At 69.7% G+C, this 19,345-nt stretch carries 20 protein-coding genes; 15 read left to right on the top strand and 5 right to left on the bottom strand.

Features of this window, described 5'->3' with window-relative positions; translation table 11 throughout:
- Positions 1–22: 22 nt before the first annotated feature.
- From secY to truA, 10 genes are all read left to right on the top strand, one after another.
- Positions 23–1,342, top strand: coding sequence for a preprotein translocase subunit SecY (gene secY, locus ACFY8O_RS04745; protein WP_145804043.1), 1,320 nt, complete (start codon positions 23–25; stop codon positions 1,340–1,342).
- Complete coding sequence (locus ACFY8O_RS04740) at positions 1,342–1,998, top strand: adenylate kinase (RefSeq protein WP_145804041.1); 657 nt, start codon at positions 1,342–1,344, stop codon at positions 1,996–1,998. The genes secY and ACFY8O_RS04740 overlap by 1 nt, the downstream gene beginning before the upstream one ends.
- Before the next feature lie 127 nt (positions 1,999–2,125).
- Positions 2,126–2,962, top strand: coding sequence for a type I methionyl aminopeptidase (map, locus tag ACFY8O_RS04735; RefSeq protein ID WP_145804039.1), 837 nt, complete (start codon positions 2,126–2,128; stop codon positions 2,960–2,962).
- 175 nt (positions 2,963–3,137) lie between these two features.
- Positions 3,138–3,359: a translation initiation factor IF-1 gene (gene infA / locus ACFY8O_RS04730; protein WP_003956442.1), complete on the top strand. Its 222-nt coding sequence runs from the start codon at positions 3,138–3,140 to the stop codon at positions 3,357–3,359.
- A 60-nt stretch (positions 3,360–3,419) separates the two neighbouring features.
- Positions 3,420–3,533: a 50S ribosomal protein L36 gene (gene rpmJ / locus ACFY8O_RS04725; protein WP_003956441.1), complete on the top strand. Its 114-nt coding sequence runs from the start codon at positions 3,420–3,422 to the stop codon at positions 3,531–3,533.
- 197 nt (positions 3,534–3,730) lie between these two features.
- Positions 3,731–4,111: a 30S ribosomal protein S13 gene (gene rpsM / locus ACFY8O_RS04720; protein ID WP_145804037.1), complete on the top strand. Its 381-nt coding sequence runs from the start codon at positions 3,731–3,733 to the stop codon at positions 4,109–4,111.
- A 105-nt stretch (positions 4,112–4,216) separates the two neighbouring features.
- A complete protein-coding gene (gene rpsK, locus ACFY8O_RS04715) occupies positions 4,217–4,621 on the top strand; it encodes a 30S ribosomal protein S11 (RefSeq protein ID WP_003956432.1) in 405 nt (134 codons plus the stop codon).
- 137 nt (positions 4,622–4,758) lie between these two features.
- Complete coding sequence (locus tag ACFY8O_RS04710) at positions 4,759–5,781, top strand: DNA-directed RNA polymerase subunit alpha (protein WP_003966937.1); 1,023 nt, start codon at positions 4,759–4,761, stop codon at positions 5,779–5,781.
- Between the two features lie 227 nt (positions 5,782–6,008).
- Positions 6,009–6,515: a 50S ribosomal protein L17 gene (gene rplQ, locus ACFY8O_RS04705; protein WP_387898825.1), complete on the top strand. Its 507-nt coding sequence runs from the start codon at positions 6,009–6,011 to the stop codon at positions 6,513–6,515.
- 78 nt (positions 6,516–6,593) lie between these two features.
- Complete coding sequence (gene truA, locus ACFY8O_RS04700) at positions 6,594–7,448, top strand: tRNA pseudouridine(38-40) synthase TruA (protein WP_387898822.1); 855 nt, start codon at positions 6,594–6,596, stop codon at positions 7,446–7,448.
- Here truA and ACFY8O_RS04695 read toward each other — a convergent pair.
- Both ACFY8O_RS04695 and ACFY8O_RS04690 read right to left on the bottom strand, forming a co-directional pair.
- On the bottom strand, positions 7,417–9,306 hold the full coding sequence (locus tag ACFY8O_RS04695) for a hypothetical protein (RefSeq protein WP_387898819.1): 1,890 nt from the start codon (positions 9,304–9,306) through the stop codon (positions 7,417–7,419). The genes truA and ACFY8O_RS04695 overlap by 32 nt on opposite strands.
- 76 nt (positions 9,307–9,382) lie before the next feature.
- Positions 9,383–10,234, bottom strand: a complete 852-nt coding sequence (locus ACFY8O_RS04690) for a hypothetical protein (RefSeq protein WP_387898816.1) — start codon at positions 10,232–10,234, stop codon at positions 9,383–9,385.
- A gap of 66 nt (positions 10,235–10,300) precedes the next feature.
- Between ACFY8O_RS04690 and ACFY8O_RS04685 the strand changes: the two genes are divergently transcribed.
- The 4 genes from ACFY8O_RS04685 to glmM all read left to right on the top strand — a co-directional run bounded on the left by ACFY8O_RS04685 (position 10,301) and on the right by glmM (position 14,748).
- On the top strand, positions 10,301–11,920 hold the full coding sequence (locus ACFY8O_RS04685; protein ID WP_145804027.1) for an ABC-F family ATP-binding cassette domain-containing protein: 1,620 nt from the start codon (positions 10,301–10,303) through the stop codon (positions 11,918–11,920).
- A gap of 226 nt (positions 11,921–12,146) precedes the next feature.
- Entirely contained in the window at positions 12,147–12,590 is a 444-nt protein-coding gene (rplM, locus tag ACFY8O_RS04680; RefSeq protein WP_030914195.1) for a 50S ribosomal protein L13, read from the top strand.
- A gap of 45 nt (positions 12,591–12,635) precedes the next feature.
- Positions 12,636–13,172, top strand: coding sequence for a 30S ribosomal protein S9 (gene rpsI, locus ACFY8O_RS04675; protein ID WP_033297615.1), 537 nt, complete (start codon positions 12,636–12,638; stop codon positions 13,170–13,172).
- 217 nt (positions 13,173–13,389) lie between these two features.
- The gene (gene glmM, locus ACFY8O_RS04670; protein WP_387898811.1) at positions 13,390–14,748 is read left to right on the top strand and encodes a phosphoglucosamine mutase; all 1,359 of its coding nucleotides are present in this window, start codon (positions 13,390–13,392) and stop codon (positions 14,746–14,748) included.
- A gap of 7 nt (positions 14,749–14,755) precedes the next feature.
- On the opposite strand, the gene ACFY8O_RS04665 is transcribed toward glmM, so the two are convergent.
- From ACFY8O_RS04665 to ACFY8O_RS04655, 3 genes are all read right to left on the bottom strand, one after another.
- The gene (locus tag ACFY8O_RS04665) at positions 14,756–15,715 is read right to left on the bottom strand and encodes a DUF389 domain-containing protein (RefSeq protein ID WP_145804023.1); all 960 of its coding nucleotides are present in this window, start codon (positions 15,713–15,715) and stop codon (positions 14,756–14,758) included.
- Positions 15,716–15,733: 18 nt separating this feature from the next.
- Positions 15,734–16,726, bottom strand: a complete 993-nt coding sequence (gene coaA, locus ACFY8O_RS04660) for a type I pantothenate kinase (RefSeq protein ID WP_145804021.1) — start codon at positions 16,724–16,726, stop codon at positions 15,734–15,736.
- Positions 16,727–16,867: 141 nt separating this feature from the next.
- Positions 16,868–17,323 (bottom strand): HIT family protein, encoded by a 456-nt coding sequence (locus tag ACFY8O_RS04655; protein WP_387898807.1) that lies wholly within the window; start codon positions 17,321–17,323, stop codon positions 16,868–16,870.
- A gap of 166 nt (positions 17,324–17,489) precedes the next feature.
- On the opposite strand from ACFY8O_RS04655, the gene glmS reads away from it, so the two are divergent.
- Positions 17,490–19,337: a glutamine--fructose-6-phosphate transaminase (isomerizing) gene (gene glmS / locus ACFY8O_RS04650; RefSeq protein WP_387898804.1), complete on the top strand. Its 1,848-nt coding sequence runs from the start codon at positions 17,490–17,492 to the stop codon at positions 19,335–19,337.
- The last annotated feature ends 8 nt before the right edge of the window (positions 19,338–19,345 follow it).

The following is a 19,345-nucleotide window of genomic DNA, read 5'->3' as shown; positions in this document are numbered from 1 at the left end:
CGCGGGGGTCGCAGGAGGCACCGTGCTCACCGCGTTCGCCCGGGCGTTCAAGACGCCCGACCTGCGCAAGAAGCTGCTCTTCACGCTCGGCATCATCGTGCTCTACCGTCTCGGGGCGCACATTCCCGTACCGGGGGTGAGCTACGAGAACGTCCAGATTTGTGTTGATCAGGCCAGCAAGGGCAACAACAGCCTGTTCGGTCTGGTGAACATGTTCAGCGGTGGTGCACTGCTGCAGATCACGATCTTCGCGCTCGGAATCATGCCCTACATCACGGCCAGCATCATTCTTCAGCTGCTGACCGTCGTCATCCCCCGACTCGAGGCCCTCAAGAAGGAGGGACAGTCGGGCACGGCCAAGATCACGCAGTACACGCGTTATCTGACCGTGGCGCTGGCCATCCTCCAGGGCACCGGACTGGTGGCGACCGCCCGGAGCGGCGCGCTCTTCAGCGGCTGCCCCGTCGCGGACCAGATCGTCCCGAACCAGTCGATCTTCACGACCATCGTCATGGTGATCACCATGACCGCGGGCACCGCGGCGGTCATGTGGCTCGGTGAGCTCATCACCGACCGCGGCATCGGCAACGGCATGTCGATCCTGATGTTCATCTCGATCGCCGCCAGCTTCCCCGGCGCCCTGTGGGCCATCAAGCAGAGCGGCAAGCTGGCCGACGGCTGGATCGAGTTCATCACGGTCATCCTCATCGGCTTCGTGATGGTCGGCCTCGTCGTCTTCGTCGAGCAGGCCCAGCGCAGGGTCCCCGTGCAGTACGCGAAGCGGATGATCGGGCGCCGGTCGTACGGCGGTACGTCCACTTACATCCCGCTGAAGGTGAACCAGGCGGGTGTGATTCCCGTCATCTTCGCTTCTTCGCTGCTCTACATTCCTGCTCTAATCGTTCAGTTCTCCAACTCCACCGCGGGCTGGGCGACCTGGATTCAGGACCACTTCGTCAAGGGCGACCACCCGTACTACATCGCGACGTACTTCCTTCTGATCGTGTTCTTCGCATTCTTCTATGTGGCGATCTCGTTCAACCCCGAGGAAGTCGCCGACAACATGAAGAAGTATGGTGGGTTCATCCCGGGTATCCGGGCAGGTCGACCTACCGCTGAGTACCTGAGCTACGTGCTCAACAGGATCACTTGGCCGGGCTCGCTGTACTTGGGCCTGATCGCTCTGGTGCCGACGATGGCGTTGGCAGGCTTCGGCGGAGCTAACCAGAACTTCCCCTTCGGCGGGACGAGCATCCTCATCATCGTGGGTGTGGGTCTGGAGACCGTGAAGCAGATCGAGAGTCAGCTCCAGCAGCGCAATTACGAAGGGTTCCTCCGCTGATGCGAATCGTCCTCGTCGGGCCGCCCGGTGCCGGCAAGGGAACGCAGGCCGCGTTCCTTGCCAAGAATCTCTCGATTCCGCACATCTCCACGGGCGACCTCTTCCGCGCCAACATCAGCCGGGGCACCGACCTCGGCAAGCAGGCCCGTTCCTTCATGGACGCGGGTCAGCTGGTGCCGGACGAAGTCACCATCGCCATGGCCAAGGACCGCATGTCCCAGCCGGACGCCGAGAACGGCTTCCTGCTGGACGGTTTCCCGCGCAACGTGGGACAGGCCGTCGCTCTGGACGAGATGCTTCACGGCGAGAGCCTGAAGCTGGACGCGGTCCTCGACCTGGAGGTCCCCGAGGACGAGGTGGTCAAGCGCATCGCCGGCCGCCGCATCTGCCGCAACGACAGCGCGCACGTCTTCCACGCCACGTACAACCCTCCGAAGACCGAGGGCGTCTGCGACGCCTGCGGGGGCGAGCTGTACCAGCGGGACGACGACACCGAGGAGACGGTGCGCACGCGGCTGGAGGTCTACCACACGCAGACCGAGCCGATCATCGACTACTACCGGTCCCAGGGCCTGGTCGTGACGATCTCCGCGCTCGGCAAGGTCACCGAGGTGACCGAGCGGGCCATGGAGGCTCTCAAGTCCGACGAGGGCTGAGAACCACCACCCCGTACCACCACTCCAGCCGGCCGCGGCGCCCTCGGGCGCCGCGGCCGACTGTTTGCGGCCGTATCGTGGAGTACGGCTCCGACCTTCTCCTCCGTACCCAGAAAGGCGCCGAGCGATGGTGCAGATCAAGACCCCCGAGCAGATCGCGAAGATGCGCGAGGCGGGCCTCGTGGTCGCGGCCATTCACGCTGCCACGCGCGAGGCGGCCGTCCCCGGGTCGACCACGAAGGACCTGGACGAGGTCGCCCGCAAGGTGATCGCCGATCACGGCGCCACGTCGAACTTCCTGGGATACGGCGGCTTCCCCGCCACGATCTGCACCTCGGTCAACGAGGTCGTCGTGCACGGCATCCCGGACGAGAAGACCGTCCTCAAGGACGGCGACATCATCTCCATCGACGCCGGCGCGATCGTGGACGGCTGGCACGGCGACGCGGCGTACACCGCGTTCGTGGGCACCGGTCACGCTCCGGAGGTCATCGAGCTCTCCCGGGTGACCGAGGAGTCCATGTGGGCCGGGATCGCCGCGATGAAGGTGAACAACCGGCTCGTCGACATCTCCAAGGCCATCGAGTCCTACATCCGCCGCCAGCCCCGCCCGGCCACCGGCAAGTACGGGATCATCGAGGACTACGGCGGCCACGGCATCGGCACCGAGATGCACATGGACCCGCACCTGCTGAACTACGTCTCCCGCAAGCGGGGCAAGGGCATCAAGCTGGTCCCCGGGGTCTGCCTGGCCATCGAGCCGATGGTCTCGCTGGGCACGCCGCAGACGAAGGTGCTCGCCGACGAGTGGACGGTCCTGACGACCGACGGCACCTGGTCCTCGCACTGGGAGCACTCCATCGCGCTGACCGAGCAGGGACCGCTGGTCCTGACCGCCCCCGACTGCGGCCGGGCGAAGCTCGCCCAGTACGGGGTCGAGGCGGCGCCGGACCCGCTGGGCTGACCGGCACGAGGACTGCCCTCCCGATCCGTGTCTAAGGATCAGGGGAAGTGGGCAAACTTGACGGATTCGTCTTTTGGAGTCCGCTGACGTAGACTGACTCGTCGGCTCTCGTGCATCCGTGTGTCTTCATGCGGCGGCGAGAGTCGATCAAGGTAGCCGATTCGAAAGGCGAAGCGTGGCCAAGAAGCAAGGTGCCATCGAAATTGAGGGCACCGTGATCGAGTCCCTCCCGAACGCCATGTTCAAGGTGGAACTCCAGAACGGTCACAAGGTCCTCGCGCACATCAGCGGCAAGATGCGGATGCACTACATCCGTATCCTTCCCGATGACCGGGTCGTCGTGGAGCTCTCTCCGTACGACCTGACGCGTGGCCGGATCGTCTACCGCTACAAGTAGATCTTGCCGTCACCCCGCTTCGGCGTGGTGTGGGCACTGACCCGGAGAACCTGACATCCCATGAAGGTCAAGCCGAGCGTCAAGAAGATCTGCGACAAGTGCAAGGTGATCCGCCGTCACGGCCGGGTCATGGTCATCTGCGACAACCTGCGCCACAAGCAGCGCCAGGGCTGACGCACGACCACCTGCATCTCGCAGCTCTTCGCGCGACGCACGTACACGTACATACGCAGAGCCCGTCCACGCTTCGGCTGACGACACCTCCGGCGGGGGCCGGGGACCCGGGCGTACCACCTCTTCCTCAGGGAACGAGGTCGGCGTTCGGGAGTGGCACTGTGGAAGACCCCCGAAATAACAACTGGAGCCATTGAATGGCACGCGTTTCAGGTGTTGACATCCCGCGCGAAAAGCGCGTGGAGGTTGCCCTCACCTACGTCTTCGGCATCGGGCGCACCCGGTCCAAGGAGATCCTCGCCGCCGCCGGCGTGAACCCGAACACCCGCGTTCGTGACCTGGCCGAAGAGGACCTGGTCAAGATCCGCGAGTACGTGGACGCCAACCTCCGCACCGAGGGTGACCTTCGCCGCGAGATCCAGGCCGACATCCGCCGCAAGGTCGAGATCGGCTGCTACCAGGGCATCCGCCACCGTCGTGGCCTGCCCGTCCACGGTCAGCGCACCAGCACGAACGCGCGTACCCGCAAGGGCCCGCGTCGCGCCATCGCCGGTAAGAAGAAGCCGGGCAAGAAGTAGTCCTCAGCGGACGCACTGCGCGTCTCCGGGTCACCGGGGGTTCGCAGCAACCAGCGGTCTTCGCTGTAGGACCGATCACCTCCCCTCTCCATCTGGAGTCAAGACATGCCCCCCAAGGGTCGTCAGGGCGCAGCCAAGAAGGTGCGTCGCAAGGAAAAGAAGAACGTCGCTCACGGGCACGCCCACATCAAGAGCACGTTCAACAACACGATCGTCTCGATCACGGACCCCTCGGGCAACGTGATCTCCTGGGCCTCCGCCGGCCACGTCGGCTTCAAGGGCTCGCGCAAGTCCACCCCCTTCGCCGCGCAGATGGCCGCCGAGTCGGCCGCCCGCCGCGCGCAGGAGCACGGCATGCGCAAGGTCGACGTCTTCGTGAAGGGTCCCGGCTCCGGCCGCGAGACCGCGATCCGCTCCCTCCAGGCCACGGGCCTCGAGGTCGGTTCGATCCAGGACGTCACCCCGACGCCGCACAACGGCTGCCGTCCGCCGAAGCGTCGCCGCGTCTGATCCGTCACGGCCGGTGACGGCCGTGCGGCAGTAGCGTCGGATGCGGGCGGTATGTCCCTTCGGGGGCGTGCCGCCCGTATCCTTGTCTCATCTGTCGGGCATCAAATAGCGGGTGCCCACGACTGAAGGATCTCAGCATGCTTATCGCTCAGCGTCCGTCGCTGACCGAAGAGGTCGTCGACGAATTCCGTTCCCGGTTCGTGATCGAGCCGCTGGAGCCGGGCTTCGGTTACACCCTCGGCAACTCCCTGCGTCGCACGCTCCTCTCCTCGATCCCCGGTGCCGCTGTCACCAGCATCCGGATCGACGGTGTCCTGCACGAGTTCACCACCGTGCCGGGCGTCAAGGAGGACGTGACCGACCTCATCCTCAACATCAAGCAGCTGGTCGTCTCCTCGGAGCACGACGAGCCGGTCGTGATGTACCTGCGCAAGCAGGGTCCCGGCCTGGTCACCGCTGCTGACATCGCCCCGCCGGCCGGTGTCGAGGTCCACAACCCGGACCTGGTCCTGGCCACGCTGAACGGCAAGGGCAAGCTGGAGATGGAGCTGACCGTCGAGCGCGGTCGCGGTTACGTCTCCGCCGTCCAGAACAAGCAGGTGGGCCAGGAGATCGGCCGTATCCCGGTCGACTCCATCTACTCGCCGGTGCTCAAGGTCACGTACAAGGTCGAGGCGACCCGTGTCGAGCAGCGCACCGACTTCGACAAGCTGATCGTCGACGTCGAGACCAAGCAGGCCATGCGTCCCCGTGACGCCATGGCGTCGGCCGGTAAGACCCTGGTCGAGCTGTTCGGTCTGGCGCGCGAGCTCAACATCGACGCCGAGGGCATCGACATGGGCCCGTCCCCGACGGACGCCGCGCTCGCCGCCGATCTGGCTCTGCCGATCGAGGAGCTCGAGCTCACGGTCCGTTCGTACAACTGCCTCAAGCGTGAGGGCATCCACTCGGTGGGCGAGCTCGTGGCCCGCTCCGAGGCGGACCTGCTCGACATCCGCAACTTCGGTGCGAAGTCGATCGACGAGGTCAAGGCGAAGCTGGCCGGTATGGGCCTCGCGCTGAAGGACTCGCCTCCCGGCTTCGACCCGACCGCCGCCGCCGACGCCTTCGGCGCCGACGACGACGCGGACGCCGGTTTCGTGGAGACCGAGCAGTACTGATCGCCATCCGGCGGGGGCACCCGGTTCCGAGGGTGCCCCGTGCCGGGGCTGAGGCTTTGTCCTCAAACGCCGGACAGGCTCGAATTCGGCTGATGTCCGGTGAGTCGGACCGGCTCGAATTCTTGCCGATGTCCGGTTGACGTACGAAGACTTCCGCGGGGCGTCCGCCTCGCGGGAACTGACACCGGTACCTGATACGGCCGGTGCAGCACACAAGGAGAAACACCATGCCTCAGCCCGCCAAGGGCGCCCGTCTGGGCGGCAGCGCTGCGCACGAGAAGCTTCTTCTCATCAACCTCGCGAAGGCGCTGTTCGAGCACGGCCGCATCACCACGACCGAGGCCAAGGCCCGCCGCCTGCGTCCGGTCGCGGAGCGTTTCATCACCAAGGCGAAGAAGGGCGACATCCACAACCGTCGCCTGGTGCTGCAGTCGATCACGGACAAGAGCATCGTGCACACGCTCTTCACCGAGATCGCCCCGCGGTACGAGAACCGCCCCGGTGGTTACACCCGCATCACCAAGATCGGCAACCGTCGTGGCGACAACGCCCCGATGGCCGTCATCGAGCTGGTCGAGGCGCTGACCGTGGCCCAGCAGGCCACCGGTGAGGCCGAGGCCGCGACGAAGCGCGCCGTCAAGGAAGACGCCCTCAAGAAGGACGAGGCTCCGGCCGAGACCGTCGAGGACGCCAAGCCGGCCGACGCCGCCGCCGAGGAGTCCAAGGACGCCTGAGCGTCCTGAGACCCGGCCACGGGCCCGCATCTCCCTTCGGGGTGATGCGGGCCCGTTCGCTTTTGAGAGGATCTGCGGGTGAGTGACGAGGCAGAGCCCGGCTTTGTACGGGTACGACTGGACCTTTCCTACGACGGGAAGGACTTCTCCGGCTGGGCGAAGCAGACCAGCAGGCGCACCGTGCAGGGTGAGATCGAGGACGCGCTGCGCACGGTGACGCGGTCCGCGGTGACCTACGACCTGACGGTCGCCGGGCGTACGGACGCAGGGGTGCACGCGCGCGGACAGGTGGCGCACGTCGACCTGCCGGCCGAGGTGTGGGCCGAGCACGAGGAGAAGCTGCTGCGGCGCCTGGCGGGCCGGCTGCCGCTGGACGTGCGGATCTGGCGGGCGGCCGAGGCCCCGGCGGGGTTCAACGCGCGCTTCTCCGCGCTGTGGCGGCGGTACGCGTACCGGGTGGGGGACCGGCCCGGCGGCGTGGACCCGCTGCTGCGGGGCCATGTGCTGTGGCACGACCGGCCGCTGGACCTGGACGCGATGAACGAGGCCGCCGCGCTGATGGTCGGCGAGCACGACTTCGCGGCGTACTGCAAGAAGCGCGAGGGCGCCACGACCATCCGGACGCTCCAGAAGCTGCACTGGGTGCGGGACACGGAGTCCGGGGTGCTCACGGCGACCGTCCAGGCGGACGCGTTCTGCCACAACATGGTGCGGGCGCTGATCGGGGCGGCGCTGTTCGTGGGGGACGGGCGCCGGCCGGCCGCATGGCCCGCCGAGGTGCTGGCGGCGAAGGTGCGGGACCCGGGTGTGCACGTGGTGCGTCCGCACGGGCTGACGCTGGAGGAAGTGGCCTACCCGGCCGACGCGTTGCTGGCCTCCCGTGCCCAGGAGGCCCGGAACGTCAGGACGCTTCCGGGGGCGGGCTGCTGCTGACCGGCCGGCGGCGCAGGGCGCGGATCAGCTTGCCCGCGACGTACAGGGCCACAGTGCTGGTCACGGTGGAGCGGAACCAGCCGATGTCGGGCGTCCACCAGGCGTAGACCGCCGCCGCGGTGAAGAGCAGCAGCGCCGCCGTGCGCAGCAGCCACCAGCGGGCCGGGTGCGGTTCGTCCGGGGGCGGGGTCTCCGGGTGGACGCCGTCCTTGGTGGTCATGGTGTCCCGCATGCCCGCGAGGAATCCGCGTCGGGCCAGGACCTGGGCGCCCGGCAGCCCGGCGAGGATCTCCTGCTCCCCGCCGTATCCCTCGGGGAGCGGCGGGAGGCCCAGAGCGGCGACGAGCTCGCCCTGGTGGCGTGCCGGGTCGCCGGTGGCCCGCAGGAGGTGGGCCAGGGGGCGGGGGTCGGTGAGGCCGTACACCCGGGCGAGCGCCCCCGCCGTCGCGGTCGCCTCGGCGTGGTCGGTCGCGGGGGCGGCGGTCTCCCAGGTGTGGTCCGCCACCTTCCTGCCCCGGTGCATGAGGGTGAAGCTGCTGCGCTCGGGGGTGCGGTGCAGGACCAGGGCGGGCCAGTCCTCGGCCGTGGTGAAGTTGTCGGCCGCCGAGGTGAGCGGGTCCTCGGGGAGCAGGGCCGCGCGCTTGCCGCGCACCGGGTCCGGGACGATCTCGACGTACGTGTGAGCGCTCCCCGCGGGGGCCGTCCGCAGGCTGTGGCCGCAGATCAGAGCCGCCTGGGCGACCTCGGTGGGGCCGGTGGAGGCGATGGCGAGCGACCGAGGCGCCAGCTCACGCTCCCAGTCGGGTGCGCCGGTGGCCGGCGCCGTGGGGGAGGCGCGGAAGAAGGGGATCCGCATCGCCAGCTCGACGCGGGTGTCGGAGCGGGCCTCCAGGAACTCCTCGCGGGGGTCGCCGAAGTAGGTCCACGGGAACGTGGTGGCGTGCACCCCGATGCCGCGGAAGGCGGTGAGGGCCTCCTCGTAGCGGCTCATCGACCACAGGACGAGAGCCAGGTGGTTGCGGAAGCCCGCGGCCTCCCTGTCTCCCGGCGCGTAGCTGTCGGAGAGCGCCTGCGCGCGCGTCACCGCCGCCTCGGCGCGCGGGGTGTACGGGTCGGGGTCGGGCGTCTCCTCGTCGGCGATCAGGTATTCCACGACGGCCTGGAGCGGCAGCGCGTGCAGCCGGGAGCCGGGGGGCGCCTGGCCGGCCGCCCGCTCGGCGAAGGCGAACATCTCCTCGTGCGAGCCGTACCACTTGGCGCAGAGGTACTGGAGCGCCTGGACGTGGCAGCCCTCGTGGTGCGGATCGCGGGCGTTCGCCTCGGCCAGGTAGGTGTCGAAGACCTCGCGCGGTGCCTGGATGCCCCGGGCCTGGGTCAGCGCGATGCGCCAGGGCACCGGGTCGTCGGGGTTGAGCTCGGCGGCGGCGGAGATCACCGGCACCGCGTCCCGCAGCACCGCGTGGAACGCCCGGAACTGGTCGGCCTCCACGTGCTTGGCCCGGGCGCCCGTGCGGATCTGCCAGGCCTGGTTGACGTACTGGTCGGCCTTGACCAGTACGGCGTCGGGGTCCTGCGGGGACTCCTCCAGCCAGCTGTCCAGCCAGCCGGGGTGGTGCAGCGAGGCCCGTGCGAGGCGGGAGACGCAGGTGTCCCGGCGCTCCCACTGGGCGTGCCGGCGGGTGCCCGCGAGCAGTTCGGCGGCCGGGCCGTGGTCACCGGCGGTCGCGGCGGCGAGCGCCGCCCGCAGCGTGGAGTCGGGTGCGTCGAGGACCACGGCGTCGTCCGGCGGGAGGTCGGCGCCTATCGCGTCGCTGTGGCGCAGGACGCGCGGGATGGTGAAGAGGGCGGTCAGACGCACGGCGGCGGGTCCTCGGTCGAGGGGAGGGGGAGGGCTGGTGCCTGGGGACGAGGTGCCGGGGTCGGGCGCCGGGGGATCAGGTGGCGGGAGCGGCTGCGGCGGCCGAGGCCTGGACCTCGCCGCGGTGGCGGATCTGCCGGAAGGTGAAGTCGGTCAGGTCGTCGCCGACCGCGTACACGTCCTTGGCCGCCGTGGTGACGTTCTTCCCGCTGGTGAAGCCGCCGACGGTGAAGTAGGCGTAGCGGCCGTAGGAGTTGGCGGTGCGACGGCAGATCGAGCCGCCGCGGCAGAAGGTGGGGACTCCCGAGCCGCTGAGGGAGGCGATACCGCCGGAGGCCTGCTGGGCGGCCTTCCTGGCCTCGGCCTCGGTACCGAAGACGGCGACCCCGACGGTCACCGCGACGCCGCCCTTGCTGTACGTGGCCCGGATGACCTGGTCGCAGCCGTTGCCGGTGAGGATCGAGCCGAGGGCGCCCTGGGTGGTCGTGGCGCAGTCCGCCGTCCGGGCGGTGGCGCCCTTGGCGTAGACGCGGTCGCCCATGGTGAGCTTCCTGCCGGGGAAGAAGGCGTCGACCGTGACCGGGGCCGCGTCCTTCTTCTCGTCGGCTATGTAGTCCTTGGGGTCCGGCGGGGGCGGCGGTGCGACCGAGGAGAAGGACGGCTGGGGTGCGGAGCTCTCCGAGGGCAGGTCCGCGGGCGAGGGCAGGTCACCGGCGTTCCTGTCCGACCCGGAGGTGCCGCCGCCGTCGGTCGTGATGACGGCGGTGGCGACGATCGCGGCGACGGCCGCGGTGGCCAGCGCGCCCCCGCCGATCAGCAGCCACTTCCTGCGCCTGCTGCGGGCGGCGGACGCCTCGGCCAGCGCCGCCCAGTCCGGAGTCCGGCTCTCTCCCGGCCCCCAGGAGGGCCCCCCTTGCCCAAAGCTCATGCGGCGAATCCTAGAGCCTCGGGAAACCGGTTGGGCCAGGGGTTCGCGGGCCGTGACAATGCTGTCATGGGACATCTCGAAGCAGGCCACCTGGAGTACTACCTACCGGACGGGCGGGTGCTGCTCAACGACGCCTCGTTCCGGGTGGCGGACGGCGCGGTCGTCGCCCTCGTCGGGGCGAACGGGGCGGGGAAGACGACGCTCCTGAAGCTGCTGTCCGGGGAGCTCCAGCCGCACGGCGGCTCGGTCTCGGTGAGCGGCGGGCTCGGGGTGATGGGCCAGTTCGTGGGTTCCGTACGGGACGAGCGCACCGTGCGTGACCTGCTGGTCTCCGTGGCGCAGCCGCGCATCCGGGACGCCGCCCTGGCCGTCGACGCGGCCGAGGAGCGCATCCTCACCGTGGACGACGAGGCCGCGCAGATGGCCTACGCGCAGGCACTGAGCGACTGGGCGGAGGTGCGGGGGTACGAGGCCGAGACGGTGTGGGACATGTGCACCACGGCCGCGCTCGGCGTCCCGTACGAGAAGGCGCAGTGGCGTGAGGTGCGGACCCTGAGCGGGGGCGAGCAGAAGCGCCTCGTCCTGGAGGCGCTGCTGCGGGGCCCGGACGAGGTGCTGCTCCTGGACGAGCCGGACAACTACCTGGACGTCCCCGGTAAGCGCTGGCTGGAGGAGAAGCTCAAGGAGACCCGTAAGACGGTGCTCTTCGTCTCCCACGACCGCGAGCTGCTCTCGCGGGCCGCCGAGAAGATCGTGAGCGTGGAGCCCAGCCCGGCCGGCTCGGACGTCTGGGTGCACGGCGGCGGGTTCGCGACGTACCACGAGGCCCGCAAGGAGCGCTTCGCCCGCTTCGAGGAGCTCCTGCGGCGCTGGGAGGAGGAGCACGCGCGGCTGAAGGCGCTGGTCCTGCGGATGCGGCAGCAGGCGGCGAACAGCCCGGACATGGCGAACCGGTACCACGCGATGCAGACACGCTTCAAGAAGTTCGAGGACGCGGGCCCGCCGCCCGAGCCGCCCCGCGAGCAGGAGATCAGGATGCGGCTGCGCGGCGGGCGGACCGGGGTGCGCGCGGTGACCTGCACGGGGCTGGAGCTGACGGGGCTCATGAAGCCGTTCGACCTGGAGATCTACTACGGGGAGCGGGTCGCGGTGCTCGGCTCCAACGGGTCGGGGAAGTCGCACTTCCTGCGGCTGCTGGCGGGGGAGCCGGTGGCGCACACGGGGGAGTGGAAGCTGGGGGCGCGGGTCGTCCCCGGTCACTTCGCCCAGACCCACGCCCATCCGGAGCTGCTCGGCAAGACGCTGGTGGAGATCCTCTGGACCGAGCACGCCAAGGACCGGGGCGGCGCGATGGGGGTGCTGCGGCGGTACGAGCTGGAGCGCCAGGGCGACCAGGCCTTCGAGAGGCTGTCCGGCGGGCAGCAGGCACGGTTCCAGATCCTGCTCCTGGAGCTGTCCGGTACGACGGCCCTGCTGCTGGACGAGCCGACGGACAACCTGGACCTGGAGTCGGCCGAGGCGCTCCAGGACGGGCTGGAGGTGTACGACGGCACGGTGATGGCCGTCACCCACGACCGCTGGTTCGCGAAGTCCTTCGACCGGTATCTGGTCTTCGGCTCGGACGGGGTGGTGCGGGAGTCGGCGCATCCGGTGTGGGACGAGCGCAGGGTGGAGCGGGAACGGTGAGGTAGGGGCGTTTTGACCCGCCCCGGGCGGGGCGGGTACTGTCGGGGGTTGTCATACGTATCGGCCTCTCGTTCTCACGCGAAGAGCCCGTACGTAGGTTCTCTGGAGCAGTTACCAGTGGCTCGCATACGGGCGTCGTTCCCGGCACTGTGGGCCCCAGCTGCATGATCGCTTCAGGGGTGCCATGTGTCTGGACCTCATCCACTGAAGAAGCGAAGGCTACGAAGTGCGTACGTACAGCCCTAAGCCCGGCGATGTCACTCGCCAGTGGCACATCATCGACGCCGAGGACATCGTCCTGGGCCGTCTGGCCACCACGGCCGCGAACCTCCTCCGAGGCAAGCACAAGGCGATCTACGCCCCCCACATGGACATGGGCGACTTCGTCATCATCATCAACGCCGAGAAGGTCCACCTCTCCGGCAACAAGAAGACCCAGAAGATGGCGTACCGCCACTCGGGCTTCCCGGGCGGTCTCCGTTCGGTTCGTTACGACGAGCTGCTCTCGAAGAACCCCGAGAAGGCTGTCGAGAAGGCCATCAAGGGCATGATCCCCAAGAACACCCTGGGTCGTCAGATGCTCTCGAAGCTGAAGGTCTACGCGGGCGACCAGCACCCGCACGCTGCGCAGCAGCCGGTCCCGTTCGAGATCACCCAGGTCGCGCAGTAGTTCCGGCCTCCCCCCTAAGACGTAAAGAAAGATCTGAGGAGAATCGTGGCCGAGACCACTGTTGAGACAACCGCTGACGACGCGGCGGGCACCGAGGGCGAAGAGACCTTCGCCGAGGTGACCACCTTCGAGTCGGAGGTCCCCGTCGAGGGTGAGTACACCTCCGAGTCACTCGCCGGCCGCTTCGGCGACCCGCAGCCCGCGGCCGGCCTTGGCCGTCGCAAGAACGCCATCGCCCGCGTCCGGATCGTCCCGGGCACCGGCAAGTGGAAGATCAACGGTCGCACCCTTGAGGACTACTTCCCCAACAAGGTGCACCAGCAGGAAGTCAACGAGCCCTTCAAGGTGCTCGAGCTCGACGGCCGTTACGACGTCATCGCCCGCATCTCGGGTGGCGGCGTCTCCGGTCAGGCCGGTGCCCTGCGCCTCGGCGTGGCCCGCGCGCTGAACGAGGCGGACGTGGACAACAACCGCGCCACGCTGAAGAAGGCCGGCTTCCTCTCCCGCGACGACCGTGCGGTCGAGCGCAAGAAGGCCGGTCTCAAGAAGGCCCGTAAGGCCCCGCAGTACAGCAAGCGCTAAATCGCCTGCTCGTCCGCATTACACGTTCGCCCCGGCGGCACACCTCGTGCTGCTGGGGCGTTCGTTTATCAGCCCCTCCGGGCGTATAACGGCTTAAGACGTTTGCATGCTTATAGGGCTGACGGCATCGCCGCGCCTCTTTACTGCGCCTTGCCTTGCTTTGCCCTGTTTTGATTACTTTGGTTTTGCGGTTTCGGAGCACTTTCGGAGGACACCAGTGGGACGACTCTTCGGCACGGACGGCGTGCGAGGCGTCGCCAACGCGGACCTGACAGCCGAGCTCGCGCTCGGGCTCTCGGTCGCGGCGGCGCACGTACTCGCCGAGGCGGGCACCTTCGAGGGGCACCGGCCGACCGCTCTGGTGGGCCGTGACCCCCGCGCGTCCGGAGAGTTCCTGGAGGCCGCCGTCGTGGCCGGTCTGGCCAGTGCCGGGGTGGACGTCCTGCGCGTCGGCGTGCTGCCGACCCCGGCCGTGGCGTATCTCACCGGTGCGCTCGGCGCGGACATCGGTGTCATGCTCTCGGCCAGCCACAACGCCATGCCGGACAACGGCATCAAGTTCTTCGCCCGTGGCGGCCACAAGCTCGCCGACGAGCTGGAGGACCGCATCGAGACGGTCTACGAGCAGCACCGCACCGGCGAGCCCTGGGCCCGTCCGACCGGAGCCGGAGTGGGCCGGGTCACCGACTACGCCGAGGGCTTCGACCGCTACGTCGCGCACCTCATCGCCGTCCTGCCGAACCGGCTCGACGGCCTGAAGGTCGTCCTCGACGAGGCGCACGGCGCCGCCGCCCGAGTCTCGCCCGAGGCGTTCGCCCGGGCCGGGGCCGAGGTCGTCACCATCGGCGCCGAGCCGGACGGCCTCAACATCAACGACGGCTGCGGCTCGACCCACCTGGACCTGCTGAAGGCCGCCGTCGTCGAGCACGGCGCCGACCTCGGCATCGCGCACGACGGCGACGCGGACCGCTGCCTCGCCGTCGACGCGAGCGGCGAGGAGGTCGACGGGGACCAGATCCTCGCCGTCCTCGCCCTCGCCATGCGCGAGGCCGGACAGCTGCGCAAGAACACCGTCGTCGGCACGGTCATGTCGAACCTCGGCTTCAAGACGGCGATGGAGCGGGAGGGCATCCAGCTCGTCCAGACCGCCGTCGGCGACCGTTACGTCCTGGAGTCGATGAAGGCGGAGGGCTTCGCGCTCGGCGGCGAGCAGTCCGGCCACGTCATCGTCCTCGACCACGCCACGACGGGTGACGGCACCCTCACCGGGCTGATGCTCGCGGCGCGGATCGCCGCGACCGGCCGCACGCTCGCCGACCTCGCGGGCGTGATGCAGCGCCTCCCGCAGGTCCTCGTCAACGTGCCGGACGTCGACAAGTCCCGTGTGGACACCTCGCCCGAGCTGGCCGCGGCGGTGGCCGAGGCGGAGCGCGAGCTGGGCGACACCGGGCGCGTCCTGCTGCGCAAGTCGGGCACGGAGCCGCTCGTACGGGTCATGGTCGAGGCCGCGGACATCGAGCAGGCCCGCGCGGTGGCCGGTCAGCTGGCCGACGTCGTGAAGTCCGCCCTCGGCTGACGCCTCCTCAGCCCGCGGAGGGCCCCGGCCGCCCGGCCGGGGCCCTCCGGCGCTGCGCCGCCCACAACACCCTCTGGAGCAGCAGGGTCAGGGTCCCCGCCACCACGATGCCGCCCAGGTTGGCCAGCAGCTGTGCCGAGGACCCCCAGGTCTGCTGGAAGTCCTGGTAGCTGAAGGCGACCGCGGCGTTGGCGGCGGCCGGCACCGTGGTCACCGAGATGGCCACGCCGATCAGCGCCCCGGACTTCGCCGAGGTCAGCGAGAGCGTGCCCGCGATGCCCGCGAGCAGCGCCACCACGAACGACATCCAGTCCGGGTGCCAGATGAAACCGGTGTTGGGCCGGTCCGCCGTCACCATCTCGGCGTCGAACAGCCCGAACAGGTCCATCAGCCAGGAGAAGCCGGCCGTCAGCACCATCGCCGCCGCGAAGCCGCCGATCAGCGCCCACAGGGACCGTGCCACCAGCCTCGGGGCGCGCTGCACCAGCGCCGTCGAGATGCCGGCCAGCGGGCCGAACTCCGGGCCCACCGCCATCGCGCCCACGATCAGGATCGCGTTGTCCAGCATCACGCCGCAGGCGGCGAGCATCGTGGCGACGGCCAGGAAGGCCACATAGGTGGCGCTGAAGGTGGACTCCTCGTGGGTCACCTCGCTCAGCTCTTCCCAGAGGACCGCGTCGGCGCCCTCGCCCGGAGCCGCCCGCTCCGCCTCGTCCGCGTGCTTCGACAGGGTCAGGTCGATGTTCTCGGCCGTGATGGAACCGCAGTCGTCGATGCCCTTCTTCCGCAGCGCGCCGATGAGTTCGTCGCCCGCCTCCCGTGCCACGTCGCACAGGACCAGGTCGCCCGCCGGGCTCCTCGCGGCGCCCGCGAGGACCGCCACGTGGGTGGTTCCGACGGTCCGCTCCAGCAGCCGCACGACCTCCTCGGTGCGGTCGGACGGCACGATGAGGCGCAGATGCAGCACGGGTGCACCCTTTCGGAGTCAGAGCTTGCGGAGCGACAGGCGCTGGACCTTGTGGTCCGGCCCTTTGCGCAGCACCAGGGTGGCACGGCCGCGTGTCGGTGCCACGTTCTCCAGCAGATTGGGCTTGTTGATGGTCCGCCACATCGTTCGGGCGTAGTCCAGGGCCTCCTCCTCGGAGACCTGGGTGTACTTGCGGAAGTACGAGAACGGGTTCTGGAACGCGGTCTCGCGCAGCCGGCGGAAGCGGTGCAGGTACCAGTTCTCGATGTCCTCGGCGCGCGCGTCGACGTACACGCTGAAGTCGAAGTAGTCGGCCAGACCGACCCTGGTCCGGCCGTCCTTGCCGGGCAGCGCGGGCTGGAGCACGTTCAGGCCCTCGACGATCAGGATGTCCGGCCGGCGTACGGTGAGCCGCTCGCCCGGCACGATGTCGTAGATCAGGTGCGAGTAGACGGGGGCCGTCACCTCGTCCTTGCCCGCCTTGATGTCGGCGACGAAGCGGGTCAGCGCCCGCCGGTCGTACGACTCGGGGAAGCCCTTGCGCGACATCAGGCCGCGCGATTCGAGCTCCTTCATCGGCAGCAGGAAGCCGTCGGTGGTGACCAGCTCCACCCGGGGGTGCTCCGGCCAGCGCGCCAGCAGCGCCTGGAGGATGCGGGCGGTGGTCGACTTGCCGACGGCGACACTGCCCGCGACCCCTATGACGAACGGGGTGCCCCGCTGCTCCCCGTGCCCGTTGCCCGCGTCGCCCAGGAAGGTGTTCAGGGCGCCGCGCAGGCCCGAGGTGGCCTGGACGTACAGGTTGAGCAGGCGGGACAGCGGCAGATAGACGTCCCGCACCTCGTCGAGGTCGATCACGTCGCCGAGTCCCCGGAGCCGCTCGACCTCCTCGGCGCTCAGCGGCAGCGGCGTCTTGTCGCGCAGGGCGCTCCACTCGGCCCGGGTCAGGTCGACGTAGGGCGTCGGCGCGTGCTCGGTGCGGCGCGGGCTCCGTGCGGGCGAAGTGATCACGTACTCATTGTCGCGGGAGTTCCGCCGGAGTGGGGGGTGGGGTCGGTCACGTGGCCGCACCCCGGCCCGGATCCGGAGGCGCGGCGCAATGGCCGGGGGCCTGCCGCCCCGCCCTCCGTCCCCGGCCGGAGCGAGGCCCTCCTACGCGCCGTGGAGCTCCGCCCGGAGCGCGTGGGCGATGCGGTCCGCCTCCCCGGACGTCACCTGCCGCCCCTCCGGGGGCCGCAGCAGCCCGAAGACGCCCGGCCCCCGGTACCGCGGCGGCAGGTCCACGTCGCGCGGCACGACGTGGAAGTGCACATGGGCGAAGCCCTCGGCCTCGGCGAACTGGACGACGTACGTCTTCTCGCACCCCGTCACCGCGCGCAGCGCCCTGGAGAGAGCGACCTGCCAGCTCCCCAGCCCTGCGGCCTCGGCGTCGGTGAGGTCGTGCACGGCCGTGACATGGCGCCGGGGCAGCAGCACCAGCCAGCCAGGCAGCGAGGTCCCCGTCGCGTGGGCCACCCGCCAGTGGCGGTCGTACGCGACGCGCTCGCGGGGCGGCAGCGCGTCGAAGTCCGCTTCCATGGCGCAGGTGTAGCAGCCGGGTGTCGTCATGACGGGAGCGTAGTGCCGCCGTCCGGACCGCCCCGGCGCCCGGCGGCCTCCGGGGGCCCGCCGTACCCTCGGCCCCCGGAGGCCGCCGGGCGGTGTTCCGCCAACATCGACCGTCCGGGGACCGGCTCTGCTGTCCTGGGTCGCCGCGCGGCCTTATGGTGCCGATATGTGCGGAATCGTGGGTTACGTCGGGACGCAGTCGGCGCAGGACGTCGTTGTCGCGGGGCTGAAACGGCTGGAGTACAGGGGGTACGACTCCGCGGGGGTCGCCATCCTCGCGGACGGCGGCATGGCCGCGGCGAAGAAGGCCGGGAAGCTCCTCAATCTGGAGAAGGAACTCAAGGACCGGCCGCTTCCGGCCGGGAACACCGGCATCGGGCACACCCGTTGGGCCACGCACGGCGGGCCCACCGATGCCAACGCCCACCCGCATCTGGACAACGCGGGCCGGGTCGCCGTCGTGCACAACGGGATCATCGAGAACTTCGCGGCCCTGCGCGAGGAACTGGCCGGACGCGGCCACGACCTCGCCTCCGAGACCGACACCGAGGTGGTCGCCCACCTGCTGGCCGAGGCCTACTCCTCGGGCGGTGACCTGGCGGAGGCCATGCGGCAGGTCTGCCGTCGGCTGGAGGGTGCCTTCACCCTGGTGGCCGTGCACGCGGACGAACCCGACGCCGTCGTCGGCGCCCGGCGGAACTCCCCGCTCGTGGTGGGTGTCGGCGAGGGCGAGGTGTTCCTCGCCTCCGACGTCGCCGCGTTCATCGCCCACACCCGGTCCGCGATCGAACTCGGCCAGGACCAGGTGGTCGAGCTGCGCCGGGACGGGTTCACGGTCACCGGCTTCGACGGCCTGCCCGCCGACGTACGCGAGTACCACGTGGACTGGGACGCGTCGGCCGCCGAGAAGGGCGGTTACGCCTCCTTCATGCTCAAGGAGATCGCCGACCAGCCCAAGGCCGTCGCCGACACCCTCCTCGGCCGCGTCGACGGCACGGGCCTGCTCCACCTCGACGAGGTGCGCATCGCGCCGGAAGTGCTGCGGGAGGTCGACAAGGTCGTCGTCGTCGCCTGCGGAACCGCCTACCACGCGGGGATGATCGCCAAGTACGCCATCGAGCACTGGACCAGGCTGCCCTGCGAGACGGAGCTGGCCAGCGAATTCCGCTACCGGGACCCGATTCTGGACCAGCGCACCCTCGTCGTCGCCATCTCGCAGTCCGGCGAGACCATGGACACCCTCATGGCGGTCCGGCACGCCCGCGAGCAGGGCGCGAAGGTCCTCGCCATCTGCAACACGAACGGCTCGACCATCCCCAGGGAGTCCGACGCCGTCCTCTACACCCACGCCGGACCTGAGGTCGCCGTCGCCTCCACCAAGGCCTTCCTGACCCAGCTGGTCGCCTGTTACCTCGTCGCGCTGTATCTGGGCCAGGTGCGGGGCACCAAGTGGGGCGACGAGATCCGCACCGTCGTCCGCCAGCTCTCCGAGATGTCCGGCGCGGTCGACCGGGTGCTGGGCACCATGGAGCCCGTACGCGAACTGGCCCGCTCGCTCTCCTCCCACAACACCGTGCTCTTCGTGGGCCGGCACGTGGGCTACCCGGTGGCCCTGGAAGGCGCCCTGAAGCTCAAGGAGCTCGCCTACATGCACGCGGAGGGCTTCGCCGCGGGGGAGCTCAAGCACGGCCCCATCGCGCTCATCGACGAAGGGCTGCCGGTCGTCGTCATCGTGCCGTCGCCGCGCGGCCGTTCGGTGCTGCACGACAAGATCGTCTCCAACATCCAGGAGATCAGGGCCCGTGGGGCCCGTACCGTCGTCATCGCGGAGGAGGGCGACGAGGAGGTCGTGCCCTACGCCGACCACCTCATCCGGATCCCGGCTACGCCTACGCTTCTCCAGCCACTGGTCGCCACGGTTCCGTTGCAGGTGTTCGCCTGCGAGCTGGCGACCGCCCGGGGCAACGAGGTGGACCAGCCGCGCAATCTGGCGAAGTCCGTGACGGTCGAATGAGTGAGTGA

It is taken from the genome of Streptomyces argenteolus, from assembly GCF_042902585.1.
Lineage (GTDB): Bacteria > Actinomycetota > Actinomycetes > Streptomycetales > Streptomycetaceae > Streptomyces > Streptomyces argenteolus.
Note: the sequence above shows the minus strand (reverse complement) of the source record. Positions and strands in the feature narration are given on the sequence as shown.

Coding starts and splice junctions, on each gene's coding strand:
- ACFY8O_RS04740 (WP_145804041.1), top strand. CDS start 1,342: ATGCGAATCGTCCTCGTCGGGCCGCCCGGTGCCGGCAAGGGAACGCAG.
- map (WP_145804039.1), top strand. CDS start 2,126: ATGGTGCAGATCAAGACCCCCGAGCAGATCGCGAAGATGCGCGAGGCG.
- rpmJ (WP_003956441.1), top strand. CDS start 3,420: ATGAAGGTCAAGCCGAGCGTCAAGAAGATCTGCGACAAGTGCAAGGTG.
- rpsM (WP_145804037.1), top strand. CDS start 3,731: ATGGCACGCGTTTCAGGTGTTGACATCCCGCGCGAAAAGCGCGTGGAG.
- rpsK (WP_003956432.1), top strand. CDS start 4,217: ATGCCCCCCAAGGGTCGTCAGGGCGCAGCCAAGAAGGTGCGTCGCAAG.
- ACFY8O_RS04710 (WP_003966937.1), top strand. CDS start 4,759: ATGCTTATCGCTCAGCGTCCGTCGCTGACCGAAGAGGTCGTCGACGAA.
- rplQ (WP_387898825.1), top strand. CDS start 6,009: ATGCCTCAGCCCGCCAAGGGCGCCCGTCTGGGCGGCAGCGCTGCGCAC.
- ACFY8O_RS04690 (WP_387898816.1), bottom strand. CDS start 10,234: ATGAGCTTTGGGCAAGGGGGGCCCTCCTGGGGGCCGGGAGAGAGCCGG.
- ACFY8O_RS04685 (WP_145804027.1), top strand. CDS start 10,301: ATGGGACATCTCGAAGCAGGCCACCTGGAGTACTACCTACCGGACGGG.
- ACFY8O_RS04655 (WP_387898807.1), bottom strand. CDS start 17,323: ATGACGACACCCGGCTGCTACACCTGCGCCATGGAAGCGGACTTCGAC.
- glmS (WP_387898804.1), top strand. CDS start 17,490: ATGTGCGGAATCGTGGGTTACGTCGGGACGCAGTCGGCGCAGGACGTC.